Origin of the sequence: Clostridium algidicarnis DSM 15099 (genome assembly GCF_002934235.1) — a bacterium.
GTDB classification, from domain to species: Bacteria; Bacillota; Clostridia; order Clostridiales; family Clostridiaceae; genus Clostridium_L; species Clostridium_L algidicarnis.
The window spans coordinates 42,849-63,851 of the sequence record NZ_PTIS01000010.1 but is presented as its reverse complement, the minus strand read 5'-3'; the positions used below and the strand labels follow the sequence as shown (position 1 = coordinate 63,851).

Genomic DNA, 21,003 nt, shown 5'->3' with positions numbered 1-21,003 from the left:
GAGCACCAATTATTTTTTGGTGCTCCTTTGTTTTTGTTATAGTATTCGCGTATGTCTAAAGCAACTAATTATATGATCATTAATAACTCCTATAGCCTGAAGATATGCATAGATTATCGTTGACCCTAAAAATTTAAATCCTCTAGATTTTAAGTCCTTACATATCCTATCAGAAAGTTCTGATGTAGCAGGAACCTTAGATATATCTTCCCACTTATTAATTAAGGGTGTTCCGTCTACAAAGCTCCATATATAATTATCAAAGCTTCCAAACTCCTTTTGTATATTTATAAACTTATTAGCATTGTTTATGGATGCTTCTATTTTCTTTTTATTTCTTATTATCCCTGGATTTTGAACTAATTCATTTACCTTTTTATCATCATATTGTGATACTTTTATAGGTTCAAAATCATCATAAACCCGCCTATATTCTTCTCTCTTTTTAAGCACAGTGATCCAGCTTAAACCTGCCTGAGCCGATTCTAATACTAAGAATTCAAAGTGTTTTATATCATCATGTACAGGTACACCCCACTCTTCATCGTGATATTTAATATAAATCTCATTATCTTTACACCATGGACACCTATTCATTTTAAACTCCCCTTTATTTATCAAATATATTTAATTTTAAACTTAACCATATCTTTTTCATTTTCCCTTATAATTTCATAGCTAAACTGAAGAGGTGAATTTACTTCATTAAATTCCTTGATTATATTATCTAATACCCTAAGTCTTAAATGGGAATATACATATGCAAGGTTTGGTACCATCAATATATGTTTAAGTTCTTCTAAAGAAATTTCAAAGTCCGTAGAAGGCTTCCTTTTTTCTAGTTCTAGATAAAGTATTTTAGCATATATACTCTTAAAATTTGGAATATCAGATTTTACAATAGATCTTACAATAGATTTCCTTCTTCTTTTTATAACTTTTAGTTTATTTAAATCTTCTTCCACTTAAAAGCCTCCTCTTTATTTATATTTACTACATTGTATTACATATAATGTAATACAAGCAACCCTATTAAATCTTTTATTGATTTTAAACCTACTCTGGTCATATTTTAATTTATTTTTTAATTCTAATACATGTTATTACAAATACATATGGTTTATTTTTCTATAAATATCATATCGTTGTTGACGTTTTCATTAGTTTGACTAATAATATATATATATTTATTATTATCATGATTTTACATTTAGGAGGCTTTTAATGTTTAATTTTAAAACTAAAAAAACCATGGTTCCTGACGTTACTGTGGAGGATATTAAACCAAATTACAAAATCCAAAATATATCATCTCAAAACAAAATTGCTATTTTAAAACACAATCAAAAATGTATTGTAAATAAACTTAGTAACAAGATCGATGAAACCGGTTTTGCTACAGAAAACTTAATTGAAATTACAACAGATATTAATAAATATGTAGAAGTACAAATGAGCTCTATTGATAAGTTAGTCAATGAAATCACTAATTATTCTGCTTTAGCAGAGGAGGTTTTAGCTAGTACAGATAATTCAAAGCAAATAGCAAAACAAACTATGGGCATAGCTAAGGAAGGGAGTAAGGCCGTAGGTGATTCTATTAATGCTATGAATGAAATAGAATCTTCTGTTGAAGATGCGAAAACAGTTGTTATGGATCTTAATTCAAAGTCTGCACATATTAATGATATGTTAGATGTAATTAAAGACATAGCTAATCACACAAACTTACTTTCTTTAAATGCGTCTATTGAAGCTGCAAGAGCTGGTGAAGCTGGTAGAGGATTCACTGTAGTTGCAACAGAAGTTAAAAAGCTTGCTGAAAGAAGCGTTGAATCCGCTGGTTTTATTTCAAAAACTATAGACGAAATAAATGCTAGTATAGCCCATACCATTGAGGCTATGGATAAAACAAGCCTAAAGGTAAAAGAGGGTACTGAAATAGCTAACAATACTATGACAGTTTTTCAAAACATTATAAAAGCAGTACAAACTAGCACAGATGTAACAGGAGAAATAAATCTTGCTCTAGAAAGTCAGACTGAAAACCTAGAAAACGTTATAAGTTCTGCAGAAAACATGAGCTATATTTCAGAAAAGTTACTATCTGTTGTAGAATCAGCTGCTTTAAATACTCAATATACTAAAACCTCTCTTACCATTTTATCAGAGGTTTCAGAGGATTTAAAATACATATCAGATAAGTTACTTCAAGAAGTTGCTTCAAATGCTAAGGAAGTTTCTACCTTAAAGACTTGTCTTAACGGTGCTCCCCTTGGATTTGATCCAGCTCTTGCTATCGATCAAGAAAGTGGACAAGTAATTGTAAATGCTCACGCTTCTCTACTAACCTTTGGCTCTTCAGGTGAAATTTCTCCTGGTCTTGCTAAAAGTTGGTATGTGGAAGAAGATCATCTAACTTGGGTTTTTAATTTAAGAAAGGGAGCAAAATTTCATAATGGTAGAGAAGTTACTTCCTCTGATGTCAAATACTCCTATGAAAGAATCTTAAGCCCAGTATTAAAATCTCCAAATACTTGGTTTCTTGAAAGTATAGAAGGCTCCAAGGAATATTTAAATGGAAGGGCTAAAGAGGTCACTGGAATAAAAATACTAGATAAATATAGGCTATCTTTAAAGCTTTCAATTCCCTACACAGGCTTTTTATTAAACCTCGGACAATACTGTTGTTCTATCATAGCAAAAGAAGAAATGGAAAAGGGCAAGGTTGTAGGTTGTGGTCCCTTTATTTTAGATGAAATAAAAGATGATTCTTGTACTCTCACAGCTTTTAAAGATTATTTTGGTGGTGCACCATATTCAGATAAAATTAACATCGAATTTAATCCTTTAAATGCCTCTCGGAAATTTCTAAATAAGGATTACAACTTTATTACAGTAGACAGTAAAACAACAATGGAGAGCTTAAAGGCCTCAGAATCATCTTCTATTAAAATGAAGGATGTTATGGGTACTTATTATGTTGGATTTAATTTAAAAAGTAGTTCTCCTCTTGTGCAAGATAGTGAAATCAGAAAAGCGCTAAATCATGCTATAGATAGAAAAAGAATTATAACTGAGATTTTAGGTGGTATGGCTACAGAATCAAAAGGCCCAATTCCTCCTAATATAATAGACAATAAATATTTACCCTCTTTTAATTACAATCCTGAAATAGTAAAAAGCTTAATATCTAAAAAAGGATTATCTTCCACAAAAAAGCTTAAGTTGCTTATAAGAGAAGGTAGTAGTGATACTGTCTTTAATAAAATAGCTACGTACCTCATTGAAGACCTAAAAAAGGTTGGAATTCAGTGCATAGTAACAGCAGTTCCAAATGATAAATATTTTGAAGCTACACCTAACTCTGATATATTCATAAGTAGGTGGATAGCTGACACTGGGGACCCTGACAACTTTCTTTTACCTAACTTCGACCCAAGTAATTATACAAACTTTACAAGATATGAAAATAAAGATGTGTTAGAAATGATGGGAAAGGCTAAAGAAATAATAAACCCAGTTAAAAAAACTAAGGTATACGAGGATATTCAAAATCAGATTATTAATGACAGCCCATGGATTTTCTTATATCATCCACAAATAGCCATAGCTACTAACCCTGGTGTATTAGGTGCAAGACTTAACCCTCTAGGAATGGTAAGGTTTGAAGATATTATTATAGAATAATCAATATCTATTAAGTTAATGAAACTTTTCATAAAAAAACAAAATAATAAGCCCTGATAAAGTTTAAGATTTTATCATGGCTTATTATTTTTATTCATCCATATATTATAGAAGCCTTTTAACATTCCTTTGTGGAATTCTTCTATCCTCTTAGGCGCGGAGTAGCTCACTCGCTTCTACTTAGTATTATATTTATTTATTGCTTTTTTTCTAAGCTTAACACCTAATGTTTCTGCTACGAATCTGTCAATCATATCCTCTTTAGTAGCTTTGTCTACAATAAATATATCATGTTTCTTGCAAAGCTTACTTAGCTCGCCCTTACTTATATCACAAGTTTTAATAAAACTCTTTCCAGCCTTAACAGTAGCCATTACCATTAGCCGTTTATATATTTCATCATTAGTCATAATTCATAATTCACCTCTTCATTTAACTTTAAAGGATTCGTTTCTTTTAGATAAGTTCTAATGCTATTATATCAACTTTTACAGATAAACTAAACTAAATTATATTTCTCCTAAATACAAGAAAAAACACAGACTCATATAATATGAATCTGCGCCCTTCCTTTTACACCTCTCGCCCTTTATAAGCTAAATATTTTCATGTTATTTCAAAAAGTACTTCATTACATAAGGTGATGTCATTGTGGCTAATAAACAGGGGTAGTCCATATTAAATTCTACAATATCTCCTACCTTATAATCTTTTTTGCAGTTTGTTAGATCTAATAATAAATGGTCACTACTAGCACCTAAAATATCAATATCTTCATCTCTTACATATAATCCTTCTAGACATATGTCTTGTTTTCCTAAAGCTATTATAGCTCTAGTCATAACTCCCTTATCTTCAAAGCTTGGCGTATCTCCGAAGGCATCTACCCCTACCCTTCCTTTAGGTAGAGAAGTCTTTTTCTTTAATTCTATTATCTCACCTTTTAATATAAAAGCATGATTATAAAAGTTTTTTATATCCTTTTCAAATGCAGCTTCTGTACCTAAAACCACTGCTTCACCTATTCTTAATTGATTTATCCCCTTAGGTATAGAATCATTTAACACCATATATAAGCTACTAGAATTTCCTCCTGAAACAATAGGTACCTCTATTTTTAACTGTTCTTCTATAAGTTCCTTTATTTCTACAAGTTTACCTAAATTATTTTTGTCTGGAATTATACCCCCATAACAAGTAAGGTTAGTTCCTATACCTGCAAATTTAATATTAGAAAGTTTTAATATTTCTTCCGTTGTATATATAACATCCTTTGGAAGTACTCCTTCTCTTAAATCTCCAAGGTCAATCATGAGTATTACCTCATGTGTCTTTCCTAACTTTTGGGCTGCTATTGATAATGACTTCATAACTTCTAACTCTGAATTTAAACTTACATCAGAATATTTAACCACATTTAAAGCTTCACTTATCATAGGTATTCTTAAAAGCATTTTTTTGCAATTAAGCCCTTTAACATTTATAAGGTTTTTTATTCTAGAATCTCCTATGGTTTTAATTCCTTCATCAATTATTGTTTTTACTATAGACTTTTCAGCACAAAATACCTTTGTAACTATTACAGTCTCGATGTCTTCTTTCTTACAAACCTTAATAATTTCTCTTGTGTTATGTGCTATCTTATCTAAATTTACTTCTATACATGGGTACTCTTGAATCAAAACCCACACCTCCTAAAATAATAATTATTCTTTGGTAATAACTTAATTATATCACAAAATTCTTAATTTTAAATTATATTGCAATATTCGCTCATATTATATTATAATAATTTTACAATGTTTTATAGTGTTTTTAATTTATTTATATATTTTTATAGAACAATGTTAATATTTTATATTTATTTTGAAGTTTTTGTGAATTCTGTTTTTTTTTTATCTTTTTCATGTTTTGTGTGGTATAATGTATATACATCAAATACATTTAATAAAAAATATCGGATTTTATATTCACTATTTTTAGATGTTTATATATCTAAAGGCAATAATACACCCAACAAGATTATATCCCTAACGCGTTTAAATCACCATAAACTGTAAACTATTATCCTTATACTACTTTGCCAGTATTAGGTACATTGTTTTATGCAGTCTATAGTGTTTTTTTTATACACTTTTTATTACTTATATTGACAATACAAACAAAAATACATTTTAATCTTACTAAATTTATACAAAAAGGAGTAGATATTATGAGAATTAATTCACTAGTTTATTGTGAAGGTCTCTTTGGAGAATCAGATGGTAAAATTGCAAATGGTCTTGTACGATATTCAGAAAAATATGAAATACTAGGAATTATAGACAGCACAAAAGCTGGCATGGATTCTGGAGAGCATTTAGATGGTGCTAAAAATAACATACCTGTATTTAAAAATACTAAAGAAGCACTACAATCCTTAAATGTTAAACCTAAGTGTTTTATTATAGGACTTGCACTAACTGAGGCATATTTACCTCTAGACCTTATAGAAGCCACAAAAGAAGCTATGAAATATGGAATGGATATTGTAAATGGTCTTCCAGTATTTCTAAAAGATAATAACGAACTAACGGAAAATGCAAAAAAGTACAATGTTGAAATTTATGACATAAGAAAACCTAAGTCGCTAACTGAGCTAAAATTATTCACAGGCAAAATTGATACTGTTGAAGTGCCTGTAGTAGCAATCTTTGGTCTTGATTGTGCCATAGGTAAAAGAACAACTTGTATGGAAGTTTTACAAGAGTTAAAAAGTAATAATATAAATGCAGTTTTTGTAGCAACAGGCCAAACAGGGGTTCTGCAAGGTGCTAAATACGGCGTACCTATAGATGTTATAAACTCTCAATACGTAGCAGGAGAAATTGAATCAGCAGTAGTAGCTGCCTTTGAAAATGAGGATCCTGACGTTATATTAATAGAAGGACAAAGCTCTCTAAGTCACCCAGCTTATTTATCTAGCTATGGAATTATAAAAGGAGCCATGCCAGATGCCTTCATAGTTCAATATGCCCCAAAAAGAAAAATTCGTGCAGACTTCCCACTACTAAAGGTTCCATCCTTAGAAAGTGAAATCAAACTTATAGAATACATCGCTAAAAAACCTGTTATAGGGATTACTATAAATCACGAAAATATGTCCAAGCTAGAGATAGATAAGGCCATAAAAGATTGTGAAAAGAAATTCCATATTCCAACAACAGATGTACTTAAATATGGAAGCAAAAAGATTACAGATGAAATCTTAAAAATATTTCCAGACCTATCTAAAAACACCGCTTCATAAAAATAAATATTATATATCTAAAAATTAATAGCTTAATATATATAAAATCATTTACCTATTCATGACCTTAACTTTACCAAACTACCTTATTTACAAGGAGAAACTTAGTAAACTATTTCTCTTTTCTTAGATAAGGTAGTTTTTTTATGTTGTTCGGTTTGATATTTATAAAGATTTTTAGTATAATAAACAATATTCTATAAAGGGATTATTTTAACCATAACATATATGATGTATTTAAATATGTTTTATTTTATTTTTTGTGTCTTCATGTTTAACCATAACATTTTATGTAATCAATATTACCTAGGCACTACATAACCCTTTATTTTATATGAAATATATTTCCCATAATCTAAGCTTTTACTTACTAGGAGCTTGGATTATATTTTTAATATAAATTAATATAATCAATGTTATATTTTATTTTATGTAATTGACAAATTAAATATTTAGGTTTATATTGTAAATATAGGAACTAAGGAGGTGAAATTATGGATATTAAAGTTTCCCAAATAGAGGTCAAAGTATACTTGCTTAAGGATATAACTATTCAAGATTCATTACAAGAAATAAGTAAATTAATAGACAAAGGATTCTATCTAACTGAAGATTATCCAAAATTCCATGAAAAAAACGACTTTAAAAACTATAGCTTTAATTCACTTTGGCCTATTGAACCATCAAAGATTTATAAAGAGGGTAAAATATACACCTTTATTATAAGAACTGTTGATGAAAATTTAGCTATGTTCTTTGAAAAGACTTTATCAAATTTGTATACTGAAAGTATAAAAGTTCTTACCACTCATAAAAAAGTCCTTATAAGAAAACATATTGATAAGCTTTATAGCATAACCCCAGTAATTGCTAAATTTGATACAGGCTACTGGAGAAACAATACTGATATATCTATCTTTGAAAAGAGATTAAAGGACAATTTAATAAAAAAATATAATTCATATTACAATACAATTATAAATGAAGATTTTGATTTATTTAACTTAATAGCCTTCCAAAACAAAAAGCCTATAAGTTCTAGCTACAAAAACATACACATCTTAGGCGACAAGATTTCCATGGAAATTTGTGAAAATTCTTCTGCTCAAGATCTTGCATTTTTTGCTATGGGATCAGGTCTACTTGAAATGAATCCTAGGGGATATGGCTATGTCAATGCAAAATGGCTCTAATATAAGGAGGTGATAAATTGTTAAGAGATAGTGTTGAAATCTTCAAAAAACAATATGAAGACAAAGGTGAGAGCTACATTATTGATAGCTACATCATGGCTAATGGTACTTACATTCTTGTTGATAAGTCAGGTACAATTAAACATATCTATGAAATGGATAAATCCAAATTAGATAAGACAGACACCGTTTATTATTATTTTGCTAAGAGAGATTACTTATCTAAATTAATTAGTATAAATAAGTCAATAGATAAAAAAAAGGTCATCCACAGCAATAACTACCTAAGCTTTTTCATAAAAAAAGAAAACTTAAATAGATCCAAGCTTACACAAGAAATATTAGATAATTATTATAGGATACTTCTTAATCCTCTAATAAAGTATACAGAAAAAGAAAATAAAAGAATGTATGAAAAAGCCGAACTAAAATTTGGCAAAGCTAATAAGGATAGTATAGCTCAATGTAAACTTTGGATTGAGGATAATATATTCGATTTAATGGATAACAATGATATAAAGAAAGATAAGAATTATCTTAAAATATTTTTTGAAGAAGATTTAAGTGAATACGAAAAAGAAAGTGAAAAATACGTAATCCCTAACGTATATAACAACACTCAATACAATGTTGAGATCTTAAATAAAACTTACGGTCTACCTAATGACAATATGGGTTTAAATGCTAAAAAGCCGTTTTTAGAACTTAAAACTCGAAAAAATCCTATCCCTTATTTTATTAACGAAGATGAAGTAATCCTTCAAAAAAAATTCTTTGACTTTTTAATGAATATGGCTTCAGATGGTAAAAACAACATTTATTTATCTTATGATAACGGTATCGAAGCAAAGCCTAACAATGAAAATATAGGAAAAGACTTCACAGGTTACTTCCTAAAAATAAAAAAAGGCAAGGAAGTCGAAATTCATGACTTCGATACTATCACAGGCATGAAATTTAACATAAAAGGCCTTAATATAAAACAAGTCATTCCTATAAATTATGGCAAGTTTCCTGCTATGCTTCCTACTGGTAACATAGAAAACTTAACTAAATTAGAACAAGCTATTAATCAAGTTTTATTCTATAAATTCTTATCTACAAATTATTTTACAGAACCAAGTGACCTAAAAATCAACAATAGCGAACTTAGAAGAGTAATATTAAAATATAGAACTGGTTTTTTTGATTGGTTTTATAAAGGCAATTCCAATGTTATAAAAGGTTCTTTTGCTAAACTATCTATGACCTTAATTAAAAATTCAATATGTAATGAAAGTTTTATTAGATCAAAAGAACAGTTTAACCTTAGATGTGGAGTATTAAATTATTTAGAAGGAGGAGAGAATATGGGAGATAAGTTGGCTGAGCTATCAAGCAGCTTAAAAGTGAAAATAAATAGTGATACAACCACTAATATAGATAATGACGAGGAGTACTTTTTTGCCTATGGGCAGTTATTAAGTTACTTTATATCTCTAAATAAATCTGGGAAAAAGATGCATTCACTAATAAATCCTATGTTAAATGCTAAAAGCGATGAGAAATTAAAGCTTGAAATGAGAAAGATGTTTAAGAAATATAGCTATGCAATTGAAAAGAGAAGTAAGAGGTTTAACAACCTTTATTCAATGGTATGTGGATACACTCCTGAAGGTAAAGTAGACGAAGATATACTAATAGCAGGTTATCTATACAGTAGTTTAATATATGAAAAAAAGGAGGATAATTAATATGAATAAAAGAGTCTATGGCGTGTTAGGAATAAAGTCAATTATGGCAAATTGGAATGCAGATTTTAGTGGATATCCAAAAACAATTTCTTCCGGTGAAACCTTTGGTAGTGATAAAGCTTTTAAGTTCCCAATGAAAAAGATGTGGGACGAAAAGGGTGAAAAGGTCCTTTATATAAAATCCCTAAAAGCTGAAGAAGATAAAAAAGAAGGAATAAAGGTGAGACCTAAATCCTTAAAGGAGAGATTCGAAGAAGTATTCAAAATTGAAGATTTAAGTACAATAAAAGATAGTAGAGAAATATATAAGAACCTCTTTAGCGCTGTGGATGTTAAAAACTTTGGTGCTACCTTTGCAGAACAAAAAAATAATATAGGAATAATAGGTGCCGTTCAAATAGGCCAAGGCTTTAATAAATATGAGGATACAACTCCTGAAGAACAGCAAATCTTATCACCATTTAGAGTAGAGAAAGCTAGTGCAAGTAATTCAAATACAGAAAAAGAAGAAGCAAATGCAACTACACTTGGTACAAAAATAGTCAGCAATGAAGCTCATTATTTTTATCCATTTTCCATAAATCCATTGGTATATAAACCTTATATAGAAATGGGTGTTACAGAAGGATATACAGAAGAAGACTATAAAAACTTTAAAAGTACTTCTATTGTTGCTGCTACAGCCTTTAATTCCAACTCGAAAATTGGTTGTGAAAATGAATTTGCTATATTCGTAGAGGTTAATGAGGAGCAATATCTTCCTGACTTATCTCAATACATCGAATTTGAAAAGAGAGAAGATAAAAATATAATCAGACTAAATTTTGACACATTAATAAACGACATAATAGAAAATGTTATAAATGTAGAAATATACTTCAATCCTTACACCACAATATTAGAAGGTAATATATCTAAATCAAAAGTATATAATATTTTTACAGGAAAAGAGGTTTAACTAAATGAAGGCCTTAAAGTTTACTTTGAGCGGTAGAACAGCTTTCTTTAAAAAACCAGATGTAAATAGTTACTACTATTTCACCTATGGAAATATTCACAAGGTAGCTTTGCTCGGTATATTAGGGGCTACTTTAGGATTAGATGGCTATATAAATCAAAACAAAAGCAAATATCCTAAATTTTATGAGGAATTAAAAGATTTAAAGATTTCTATAGTACCTAAGAATATTAATGGATATATCCCTAAAAAGATCCAAATATTTAATAACTCTGTAGGATATGCATCGAAGGAACAAGGTGGGAATCTTATAGTAAAGGAACAGTGGCTTGAAAATCCTAAATGGGATATATATATTTCACTAGAATCCTCTAAATTTTCTAATGAAATAGAAAGCCGATTTAAAAATCAAAAATTTGTTTACATTCCTTACCTAGGAAAAAACGACCATTATGCTGATATCACAAATATAGAAATCTTAAACTTAAATCAAATAAATAGTCCTAAAAATATAGATAGTTTATTTATTAAATCATTTTTTAATATCCTTCCTGAAGAAATGCTACTTTTTGATGAGCCAACTGAGGATACTTATAAATACGAAGAACAACTCCCTATAGGTCTTGAAGAAGTATCTAACCAATATGTAACAGAAAAATTTATTCATACAAATCTTAATGTAAACCTTATAAAAGATTATAAATTATATGAAAGGGAAGGAAAAGTATTGTTTTTCTTTTAGGTGGTTTATTATGTATTTTGAAAATGTAACATTATTTCCTTTAGAGCAGCACGTATCTAATCTTAAAAATATATATGCTCACACTGGAAGAGAATATAAAGAGCCCTTAAAATCTCATATGGATTTAGTCTACACCTACTTTTTAACTATATGTAAAAATAAGAATCTTGATAATGTATTTAAAAATTTTGAAATAAATTTTTTTTCTACTAATACTGAAGTTTCAAAAGTTCTTTTCAAGGATATGTTTTGTAACGCTGTTTATATGCATGATATAGGTAAAATAAATGGAGACTTTCAAAATAGAGTAATGGAAAACAATGTTTATAAAAATACGCCTCAAGAAGACTCCAACCATTCAATGCTTTCTTCTTGCATATACTTTGATTATTATTTTAACTTATTCAAAGATCTTAAACTTAATGGAGAAGACTTAAATCTTCTCCTAGTATTTTTAATCTTAAATAGTTATGTAATATCAAAACACCATGGCTCACTAAAGGATCTAACTATATTTGAAGATGCTTTTAAAAATGAGTATTTAAAGTTTAGCGAAAAAAAATATTTATATAAAGATTATGATATTGACTTAAATATAAGTTCTAAAATTATTGAAAAATGCTTTAGGGCTTTAAGAGTGAATCTAAATAAACTTGAAGAGACTAAAGCGTGGCAATGTGTAGATATATATGTCTATTCAAAATTACTTTCTTCGCTCCTTACATCTTCAGATTTTTATGCAACTTCTCATTACATGGATAATAGCGAAATTAAGGACTTTGGTTTAATAAAAGATATAAATGAATACTATGATGTCTTTAAAAATGGATCAATTTATAAAAACATACAAGGTCATAAAAAGTTTTTATCAGGTTCCGGAAATAAGATATTTAAAGATAATGATATAAATAAACTAAGATCAGAGATGTTTATTGAGGCTGAGGAGAATCTATTAGATAACCTAGATAAAAGTATATTTTATCTAGAGGCCCCAACAGGAAGCGGTAAAACAAATACCTCTATTAATCTAGCCTTCAATCTTATGCAAAAGGATCCTAGACTAAACAAATTATTCTATATCTTCCCCTTTAACACTCTAGCAGAACAAACAAAGGATTCTTTAGAAAAAGTCTTTCAAAATAATTCAAAATTAAAAAATAGCATCGCTGTTATTAACTCTGTAACCCCTATAATTTCAGAACATATTGAAGAGGGCCCTACGAAATATAAGATATCCAATGAACAGCACAATATTGACTATAAAAAATCACTTTTAAATAGGCAATTTTTACATTACCCTATAGTGCTTACAAGTCATATTAACTTTTTCAATTTTCTTTTTGGTCAAAGTCGAGAAGAAAGTTTTCCTCTAATTTATTTGGCTAATAGTGTAGTAATATTAGATGAAATTCAAAGCTACAGAAACAGCATTTGGAAAGAAATAATCATCTTTTTAGAAAAATATTCAAAGCTTTTAAACATAAAGATAATAATAATGTCTGCAACCCTCCCTAACTTAAGTATTATAGGGGAACGAAATGAATGTACTTATCTAATAAAAAACAAGCAGAAATACTTTAACAACGCTCTATTTAAAGAAAGAGTTTCCTTAGATTTTTCTTTAATAAAAAGAAATAACTTATTAGAATCTTTATTAGATAAGGTTATTGAAACATCTCATACTAAAAATAAGATTTTAATAGAATTCATAAAAAAGAAATCTGCGTTAGGCTTTTATAATAATTTAATTGAAAACCAAGATAAATTAAATAGTGAAGTTTTGTTAATAACCGGAGATGACAATAAGGCAGAACGAAAGAAAATAATAAATAAAATCAAAAGTAATGGGAAGTTTATATTAGTTGCAACACAAGTTATTGAGGCTGGAGTTGATATAGATATGGATATAGGCTTTAAAGATATATCCATTTTAGATGCTGAAGAGCAATTTTTAGGACGCATAAATCGTTCCTGTATTAAAAAGGACTGCAAGGTTTATTTCTTCAACTTAGATGAAGCCTCACTAATTTATAAAAATGATTTTAGAAAGCAAAAAGATTTAACCCTAGAAGACGATGTTGTGAAAAACTTTCTTGTAGATAAAAACTTTGAGGATTATTATTCTAAAGTTTTAGATAGAATAGAAGAAAACTCTAAAAGAGAAAACGATTCTAACATAACTTATTTTAGGACTAAAATTATAACACCTTTAATTTATGATAAAATCAAAAAAAGAATGGAACTTATCGAAGAAAGATATAAGGAGTACACAGTATTTCTTAATACAACCTTAGACCTTGATAATGGTAGTATATTGGTAGGTGATCAAGTCTGGAGAGACTATAAAAATCTATTAATGAATTCAGAAATGGATTATGCCGAAAAAAGAGTTAAGCTATCTGAAATACTAGAATATGTAGATTATTTCACCTACAAAGTCAACAGATTCGACGACTCCTATAGTGATAATATAGGTGATATTTTTTATATAGATGATGGGTATAAATATTTTACCAATAATAAGTTTGATAGATCTAAATTTAATAAAACTGAAGAATTTGAACTCATATGATAATAATAAAAATTATAAAGGGATGTTTTTTATGAAAGTTACAGGTACCTTAATTAATTATTATTTTCACTGCAAAAGGCAGTGTTGGCTCCTTGGAAACAGACTTAACTTAGAAGACAACAGCGAAGATGTTCATATTGGAAGAGCCATTCATGAAATAAAGAAGGATGAGAGCAAGAACACAGAAATTTCTATTGAAAATGTAAAAATAGACAAAATAACAGATGATTATTTAGTTGAAATAAAAAAATCCGATGCGGACATCGAGGCAGCTAAATGGCAAATAATATTATATTTAAAAATCTTAAAAGATAAAGGTATAGAAAAAAAGGGCAAGCTTCAAGTTATTGAAAATAATAAGGAAGATAAAAAAACATTTGTAATCGAACTTAATGACAAATTAGAACTAGAGCTTACAAATATTGAAAATCAAATTTGTGATTTAATAAATCTAGATACTCCACCAAGTCCAGATTTGAAAAAAGGTTGTAAAAAATGTGCCTATTATGAATATTGTTATATTTAATTAACGTATGTAACTATACAATTATTAAATAATATTATTAAAAGGAGTATATAAAATGGGTAAAACTCGTTATATAACCTCGATTGGAGAATTGACTCGAAAAGATAATTCCATATGTTTTAGAAATAACAACAAGAATATCTATATCCCTGTAGAAAACACTAGAGAAATTTATTGTTTAAATGAAGTATCCATAAATTCAAAGCTTTTAGATTTTCTTTCTAAAAATAATATAGTAATTCACTTTTTTAATTATTATGGTGGATACAGCGGTACATTTTATCCAAAAGAATATTTAATAAGTGGTAAACTGACTGTGAAACAGGCACAGGCTTATCTTGATGATAGACTTTTAATAGCTAAGGCTATTGTAAATGGAATAAGAGAAAATATTATAGAAGTATTGATGCATTATTATAAACATGGGAAAACAGAAATTAAAGAAATACTGGATTACTTAAAGGTTAATTCATTAAACAATTTAGAAAATGCTGCTGATATTAAACAAATCTTAAGCGTAGAAGGAGAGGTTTGGCAAAAGTTCTATTCTTCATTCCAATACATACTTAAGGAAGATTTTGTATTTAATAAACGAGTTAAAAGGCCCCCTGATAACCCGTTAAATGCCATGATATCCTTTGGTAATAGTATCCTTTATTCAAAAACTGTTACATCGATATATCATACTCACTTAAACCAAAGTATTAGCTTTTTACATGAGCCTAGTGAAGGTAGATTCTCTTTAAGTTTAGACTTATGCGAGGTATTTAAACCAATAGTCACATTCAAAACCATATTTGAATTAGTCAACAATAGAAAGATAAATATAAATAAGCACTTTGAAAAAAATTTAAACTATTGTCTACTTAACGATGAAGGTAAAAAGATATTTATTTCAGCTTTAGAAAAAAGATTAGAATCCGTAAGTGATCATCCAAAATTAAAAAGAAAAGTTAGTGTAAATACCTTAATTAAATTAGATGGCTACAAGCTTATAAAATTTATAATGGAAGGAAAGCCTTTTAAACCATATAGTTTAAAGGACGGAATGTAACTGATTATATGGCAAAATCAAAACAAAAGATTAATTTTAATTACGCTTTTCTTTTTTATGATGTTAATGAAAAAAGAGTTAATAAGGTATTTAAAGTCTGCAAAAAATATTTATCTCACTTTCAAAAATCAGTATTTCGTGGTGAAATAACAAATTCTAAGTTAATACTTTTAAAAAAGGAAATTGAAAATATAATTGATCCTTCCACAGACTTTGTATGTATTATAAAGCTTATGAATGATAACATCTTTGAAGAAGAGACATTAGGCAATGGTGAATCCACTGGTGAAGACTTAATAATTTAACATTCTTTAAATTATGATAATCATGTTGTAGTTTCAAGTTATTGTCATAGCCATTACCTTCTTTTGTACATTAAGCATAGCATCATAAATCATCATATAAAACTTTCTTATTTATATAAATAATCATCCCAGCTAATTTATACGTCCAAAGCCATAAGCCCTAATGAATCCAACCTTTCAGGGCTTATATACTTAATAAATCGATAATAGATATTTTCCCTGGGATAAATTCTTCAGAACCCTTTAATAGGAACGATTTAGTGATATAATAGAAATAAGAAATGGCTTAAATGCTGTGATTGAACCTTAACATGGGATGTATTTAAATCCTATAAGCATTTGTGGTGGCAACTCCTTAATATAAATTGAACCTTAACATGGGATGTATTTAAATTTGTCTGACCTATCCTATGCACTCTATCCTCGCTCTATTGAACCTTAACATGGGATGTATTTAAATCTATTAACACCTTTAATAATGTAATCACCAATGTTATTGAACCTTAACATGGGATGTATTTAAATCAAGCAATTATCTAAAGAAACAATACCAACTATAGAATTGAACCTTAACATGGGATGTATTTAAATGAAGTTAAGTATGCAGGGTTTAAGGAGTTACTAGATTGAACCTTAACATGGGATGTATTTAAATCAACAATATATTCCTTATATAAATAAGAATAAAGAAGATTGAACCTTAACATGGGATGTATTTAAATTTCTTTCCATTTGCATATCTCCGCCATCTACAAGTGATTGAACCTTAACATGGGATGTATTTAAATTAGTGTTAAATTTCACTTCCTTTATTTTTTCACTATATTGAACCTTAACATGGGATGTATTTAAATTTACTATAGTAGATTATATAAGAGCAAAATTGAAGGATTGAACCTTAACATGGGATGTATTTAAATTGGAGGCATTAGAAGATGTAGAAGAGATCCAGGGGTATTGAACCTTAACATGGGATGTATTTAAATTATAAACCTAAAAATGCTAAAGCATTAAAAGCACTTATTGAACCTTAACATGGGATGTATTTAAATTCAGCTACATAATAGTATATTTCTTGCTGTTCATCCATTGAACCTTAACATGGGATGTATTTAAATATATCTATAGCGAGAACGAAACAAATTTTAAACACAATTGAACCTTAACATGGGATGTATTTAAATAACTTTCCACTAATTTTATCGTAGAAATCAATGCACCATTGAACCTTAACATGGGATGTATTTAAATAAGAGTTGGTGGAAAATGCTTATGAAAATGCAAAAAGATTGAACCTTAACATGGGATGTATTTAAATAAATTAGAGAAGGATAATGTAACTCCACATTTTGATTGAACCTTAACATGGGATGTATTTAAATATGTAAGTGGTCAAATCCTTCATAATATAGCTGTTTATTGAACCTTAACATGGGATGTATTTAAATGAAGTTGTTAAAGTTTCATCTATGTCCTTATCCTCATTGAACCTTAACATGGGATGTATTTAAATTGATGAAGTTGTGTTAGATGTACCTAAAGAAGTAGATTGAACCTTAACATGGGATGTATTTAAATTTAATTTTATAATAAGGTTTATTATCCATTTATAGATTGAACCTTAACATGGGATGTATTTAAATTAAATTTATCTAAGAGTATTTCTTCCCTTGCTATATATTGAACCTTAACATGGGATGTATTTAAATCCTACAACATAATCTAGATCTAAAGTAAGCATTGTCATTGAACCTTAACATGGGATGTATTTAAATTATTCTGTCGGCACATTTACTCTGTTTTTCTTTAATATTGAACCTTAACATGGGATGTATTTAAATAATGGTTAAAGGACTACAAAAGCAGTTCGATGATTGGATTGAACCTTAACATGGGATGTATTTAAATGCTGCTAAATCATAAATATTTAGAGTGGCATTATCATTGAACCTTAACATGGGATGTATTTAAATCAATTTTTACAGCTTTATCTCTACTTTCGTTCAAGATTGAACCTTAACATGGGATGTATTTAAATTCTGTTATAAATGTGTATATATCCTTTTGGCTGTTATTGAACCTTAACATGGGATGTATTTAAATACGATTGCAATATGCCTCTGTATTGTGTGCTTACTTATTGAACCTTAACATGGGATGTATTTAAATGCTAAATTTTTATATCTAGTTTGGAATTCTAGTTTTATTGAACCTTAACATGGGATGTATTTAAATATAGCCATATAGCTCCCCCCAATTTTTAATTATTTTATTGAACCTTAACATGGGATGTATTTAAATTAAAACTCTTTATCTATAAAATACATATTATTAAAATTGAACCTTAACATGGGATGTATTTAAATTGGTGTCGCTATATATTTTTGCCTTTTTTAATGCGGATTGAACCTTAACATGGGATGTATTTAAATCCAGCGATGATGGGCTTTATAGGCATTATGTTACTGATTGAACCTTAACATGGGATGTATTTAAATGCCTTTACAAACTTAACTGATATAGGTACTATGGTTATTGAACCTTAACATGGGATGTATTTAAATCCGTTTGTGGTAGTAATCGTTGTGCGGGGGTTCTTATTGAACCTTAACATGGGATGTATTTAAATTACTTTATCTCCATGACCTAATTGCACCTCCTTAAATTGAACCTTAACATGGGATGTATTTAAATTAAGTCTTTTCATCTGAATTATTAAAAGCTTCAATATTGAACCTTAACATGGGATGTATTTAAATATGTTTCTTTTTCTCCTTCTAGGATGTAGCAGTTCCCATTGAACCTTAACATGGGATGTATTTAAATTGTAATTCTCTTCCACTAACTATTACCTCGCCAGTATTGAACCTTAACATGGGATGTATTTAAATTGCAATATAGTACCATTTATAACCGATAAATTATCCATTGAACCTTAACATGGGATGTATTTAAATTTAACTTTTCTGTGCCCACCTCTTTATCAGTGCCATTATTGAACCTTAACATGGGATGTATTTAAATGAAATGAAGAACCTTAATAATTTAACCCTAGAAGTGATTGAACCTTAACATGGGATGTATTTAAATAATTGATGTAAAGAAGGATTAGCTTTGTGCCACATCATTGAACCTTAACATGGGATGTATTTAAATAGTTACACATTAATAAAGAGGTAGGAAAGACACTAGATTGAACCTTAACATGGGATGTATTTAAATTGCTTTGCTTAGCCTCTTGTAATATGTTAGCTTCAAATTGAACCTTAACATGGGATGTATTTAAATATGTCAAAACCCACTTCTTTTAATGCTCTTGCTAAATTGAACCTTAACATGGGATGTATTTAAATTACGTTGCATTATTAAAGCCAAGGCCTATACTCTCTATTGAACCTTAACATGGGATGTATTTAAATAATAAACCAACAGTACCCAATCGGGGATATTCCTTTGATTGAACCTTAACATGGGATGTATTTAAATATGCTTCCGTCCTGGAATAGCATACCAATATTACTATTGAACCTTAACATGGGATGTATTTAAATATGCTTCCGTCCTGGAATAGCATACCAATATTACTATTGAACCTTAACATGGGATGTATTTAAATATGCTTCCGTCCTGGAATAGCATACCAATATTACTATTGAACCTTAACATGGGATGTATTTAAATATGCTTCCGTCCTGGAATAGCATACCAATATTACTATTGAACCTTAACATGGGATGTATTTAAATCAAGTCCTTATTACTATATCTGCTAGCTCCTCTTCGATTGAACCTTAACATGGGATGTATTTAAATAAATAAGTCATTATAGCTACAGATACAATTGCAGATAATTGAACCTTAACATGGGATGTATTTAAATATACTTCCGTCCTGGAATAGCATACCAATATTACTAATTGAACCTTAACATGGGATGTATTTAAATATACTTCCGTCCTGGAATAGCATACCAATATTACTAATTGAACCTTAACATGGGATGTATTTAAATATACTTCCGTCCTGGAATAGCATACCAATATTACTAATTGAACCTTAACATGGGATGTATTTAAATATACTTCCGTCCTGGAATAGCATACCAATATTACTAATTGAACCTTAACATGGGATGTATTTAAATACGGCATTTGCTTTTTGACTAGAAAAAGAAAATGAAAATTGAACCTTAACATGGGATGTATTTAAATGCGTCATTGTCTATTGTAAACTTTAATCCTGTAGCAATTGAACCTTAACATGGGATGTATTTAAATTACATAGTATCTAAATTAATCATTTTTCAACTCTCCATTGAACCTTAACATGGGATGTATTTAAATTATAAATTTTTACTGTATAAATATGCAACCTTATTTATTGAACCTTAACATGGGATGTATTTAAATTCATCACTTATTAATGCTTGTACTGGATTTTTACATTGAACCTTAACATGGGATGTATTTAAATGCCTCTAAGATGCATAAAAGTTAAATCTTTTATAGATTGAACCTTAACATGGGATGTATTTAAATCCGCCTTTATAGTATACTGTGTACCAATTGCTACTTATTGAACCTTAACATGGGATGTATTTAAATCTGTTCCTATTGGTGCTAGAAATAATGAAGATAATGATTGAACCTTAACATGGGATGTATTTAAATAACTGATTACAAGGGCGAAACTAAACTTGCTAAGAAATTGAACCTTAACATGGGATGTATTTAAATTTTGGAAACACTAAGTAATTAAATTCATATTTTGAATTGAACCTTAACATGGGATGTATTTAAATTGGCGTGCAATATGAAACTTGCAAAGCAGTACACATTGAACCTTAACATGGGATGTATTTAAATATGACCTCTGTTGCACTTCCTTGACCTAAAACAAGGATTGAACCTTAACATGGGATGTATTTAAATATAAAGAGGTA

At 28.9% G+C, this 21,003-nt stretch carries 14 protein-coding genes and 1 CRISPR repeat array (1 of these 15 cut by a window edge); of the genes, 10 read left to right on the top strand and 4 right to left on the bottom strand.

Annotated features, from left to right (window positions below; translation table 11 throughout):
• Positions 1-36: 36 nt before the first annotated feature.
• Both BD821_RS08180 and BD821_RS08175 read right to left on the bottom strand, forming a co-directional pair.
• Positions 37-597, bottom strand: a complete 561-nt coding sequence (locus BD821_RS08180; RefSeq protein WP_104410052.1) for a DNA-3-methyladenine glycosylase I — start codon at positions 595-597, stop codon at positions 37-39.
• Positions 598-617: 20 nt separating this feature from the next.
• Positions 618-965: a replication initiation protein gene (locus BD821_RS08175; RefSeq protein ID WP_104410051.1), complete on the bottom strand. Its 348-nt coding sequence runs from the start codon at positions 963-965 to the stop codon at positions 618-620.
• A 259-nt stretch (positions 966-1,224) separates the two neighbouring features.
• Between BD821_RS08175 and BD821_RS08170 the strand changes: the two genes are divergently transcribed.
• Positions 1,225-3,690 carry an ABC transporter substrate-binding protein gene (locus tag BD821_RS08170; protein WP_104410050.1) on the top strand — a complete coding sequence of 822 codons (2,466 nt, stop codon included), beginning with the start codon at positions 1,225-1,227 and terminating at the stop codon, positions 3,688-3,690.
• A 176-nt stretch (positions 3,691-3,866) separates the two neighbouring features.
• Here the strand turns inward: BD821_RS08170 and BD821_RS08165 are convergent, their stop codons facing one another.
• Positions 3,867-4,100 carry a hypothetical protein gene (locus BD821_RS08165; RefSeq protein ID WP_029451952.1) on the bottom strand — a complete coding sequence of 78 codons (234 nt, stop codon included), beginning with the start codon at positions 4,098-4,100 and terminating at the stop codon, positions 3,867-3,869.
• A gap of 201 nt (positions 4,101-4,301) precedes the next feature.
• Entirely contained in the window at positions 4,302-5,372 is a 1,071-nt protein-coding gene (gene orr / locus BD821_RS08160) for an ornithine racemase Orr (protein ID WP_104410049.1), read from the bottom strand.
• A gap of 530 nt (positions 5,373-5,902) precedes the next feature.
• On the opposite strand from orr, the gene BD821_RS08155 reads away from it, so the two are divergent.
• The 9 genes from BD821_RS08155 to cas2 all read left to right on the top strand — a co-directional run bounded on the left by BD821_RS08155 (position 5,903) and on the right by cas2 (position 16,062).
• The gene (locus tag BD821_RS08155) at positions 5,903-6,979 is read left to right on the top strand and encodes an N-acetyltransferase DgcN family protein (protein WP_104410048.1); all 1,077 of its coding nucleotides are present in this window, start codon (positions 5,903-5,905) and stop codon (positions 6,977-6,979) included.
• Between the two features lie 494 nt (positions 6,980-7,473).
• A complete protein-coding gene (gene cas6 / locus BD821_RS08150) occupies positions 7,474-8,172 on the top strand; it encodes a CRISPR-associated endoribonuclease Cas6 (protein ID WP_207719956.1) in 699 nt (232 codons plus the stop codon).
• 17 nt (positions 8,173-8,189) lie between these two features.
• Positions 8,190-9,905: a CRISPR-associated protein Cse4 gene (locus BD821_RS08145; RefSeq protein WP_104410047.1), complete on the top strand. Its 1,716-nt coding sequence runs from the start codon at positions 8,190-8,192 to the stop codon at positions 9,903-9,905.
• 1 nt (position 9,906) lies between these two features.
• Positions 9,907-10,863, top strand: coding sequence for a type I CRISPR-associated protein Cas7 (locus tag BD821_RS08140; protein ID WP_104410046.1), 957 nt, complete (start codon positions 9,907-9,909; stop codon positions 10,861-10,863).
• Positions 10,864-10,867: 4 nt separating this feature from the next.
• Complete coding sequence (gene cas5b, locus BD821_RS08135; RefSeq protein ID WP_104410045.1) at positions 10,868-11,605, top strand: type I-B CRISPR-associated protein Cas5b; 738 nt, start codon at positions 10,868-10,870, stop codon at positions 11,603-11,605.
• A gap of 10 nt (positions 11,606-11,615) precedes the next feature.
• Positions 11,616-14,177, top strand: a complete 2,562-nt coding sequence (locus BD821_RS08130; RefSeq protein WP_104410044.1) for a CRISPR-associated helicase/endonuclease Cas3 — start codon at positions 11,616-11,618, stop codon at positions 14,175-14,177.
• A gap of 31 nt (positions 14,178-14,208) precedes the next feature.
• On the top strand, positions 14,209-14,703 hold the full coding sequence (locus BD821_RS08125; protein WP_104410088.1) for a CRISPR-associated protein Cas4: 495 nt from the start codon (positions 14,209-14,211) through the stop codon (positions 14,701-14,703).
• A 55-nt stretch (positions 14,704-14,758) separates the two neighbouring features.
• Positions 14,759-15,757 carry a type I-B CRISPR-associated endonuclease Cas1b gene (gene cas1b / locus BD821_RS08120; RefSeq protein WP_104410043.1) on the top strand — a complete coding sequence of 333 codons (999 nt, stop codon included), beginning with the start codon at positions 14,759-14,761 and terminating at the stop codon, positions 15,755-15,757.
• Between the two features lie 8 nt (positions 15,758-15,765).
• Positions 15,766-16,062, top strand: a complete 297-nt coding sequence (gene cas2 / locus BD821_RS08115; protein ID WP_104410042.1) for a CRISPR-associated endonuclease Cas2 — start codon at positions 15,766-15,768, stop codon at positions 16,060-16,062.
• A 298-nt stretch (positions 16,063-16,360) separates the two neighbouring features.
• Positions 16,361-21,003: direct repeats of the CRISPR family, unit length 30 nt; unit sequence ATTGAACCTTAACATGGGATGTATTTAAAT; it runs 9,372 nt beyond the window's last position.

Coding starts and splice junctions, on each gene's coding strand:
- BD821_RS08180 (WP_104410052.1), bottom strand. CDS start 597: ATGAATAGGTGTCCATGGTGTAAAGATAATGAGATTTATATTAAATAT.
- BD821_RS08170 (WP_104410050.1), top strand. CDS start 1,225: ATGTTTAATTTTAAAACTAAAAAAACCATGGTTCCTGACGTTACTGTG.
- BD821_RS08165 (WP_029451952.1), bottom strand. CDS start 4,100: ATGACTAATGATGAAATATATAAACGGCTAATGGTAATGGCTACTGTT.
- BD821_RS08155 (WP_104410048.1), top strand. CDS start 5,903: ATGAGAATTAATTCACTAGTTTATTGTGAAGGTCTCTTTGGAGAATCA.
- cas6 (WP_207719956.1), top strand. CDS start 7,474: ATGGATATTAAAGTTTCCCAAATAGAGGTCAAAGTATACTTGCTTAAG.
- BD821_RS08140 (WP_104410046.1), top strand. CDS start 9,907: ATGAATAAAAGAGTCTATGGCGTGTTAGGAATAAAGTCAATTATGGCA.
- cas5b (WP_104410045.1), top strand. CDS start 10,868: ATGAAGGCCTTAAAGTTTACTTTGAGCGGTAGAACAGCTTTCTTTAAA.
- BD821_RS08130 (WP_104410044.1), top strand. CDS start 11,616: ATGTATTTTGAAAATGTAACATTATTTCCTTTAGAGCAGCACGTATCT.
- BD821_RS08125 (WP_104410088.1), top strand. CDS start 14,209: ATGAAAGTTACAGGTACCTTAATTAATTATTATTTTCACTGCAAAAGG.
- cas1b (WP_104410043.1), top strand. CDS start 14,759: ATGGGTAAAACTCGTTATATAACCTCGATTGGAGAATTGACTCGAAAA.
- cas2 (WP_104410042.1), top strand. CDS start 15,766: ATGGCAAAATCAAAACAAAAGATTAATTTTAATTACGCTTTTCTTTTT.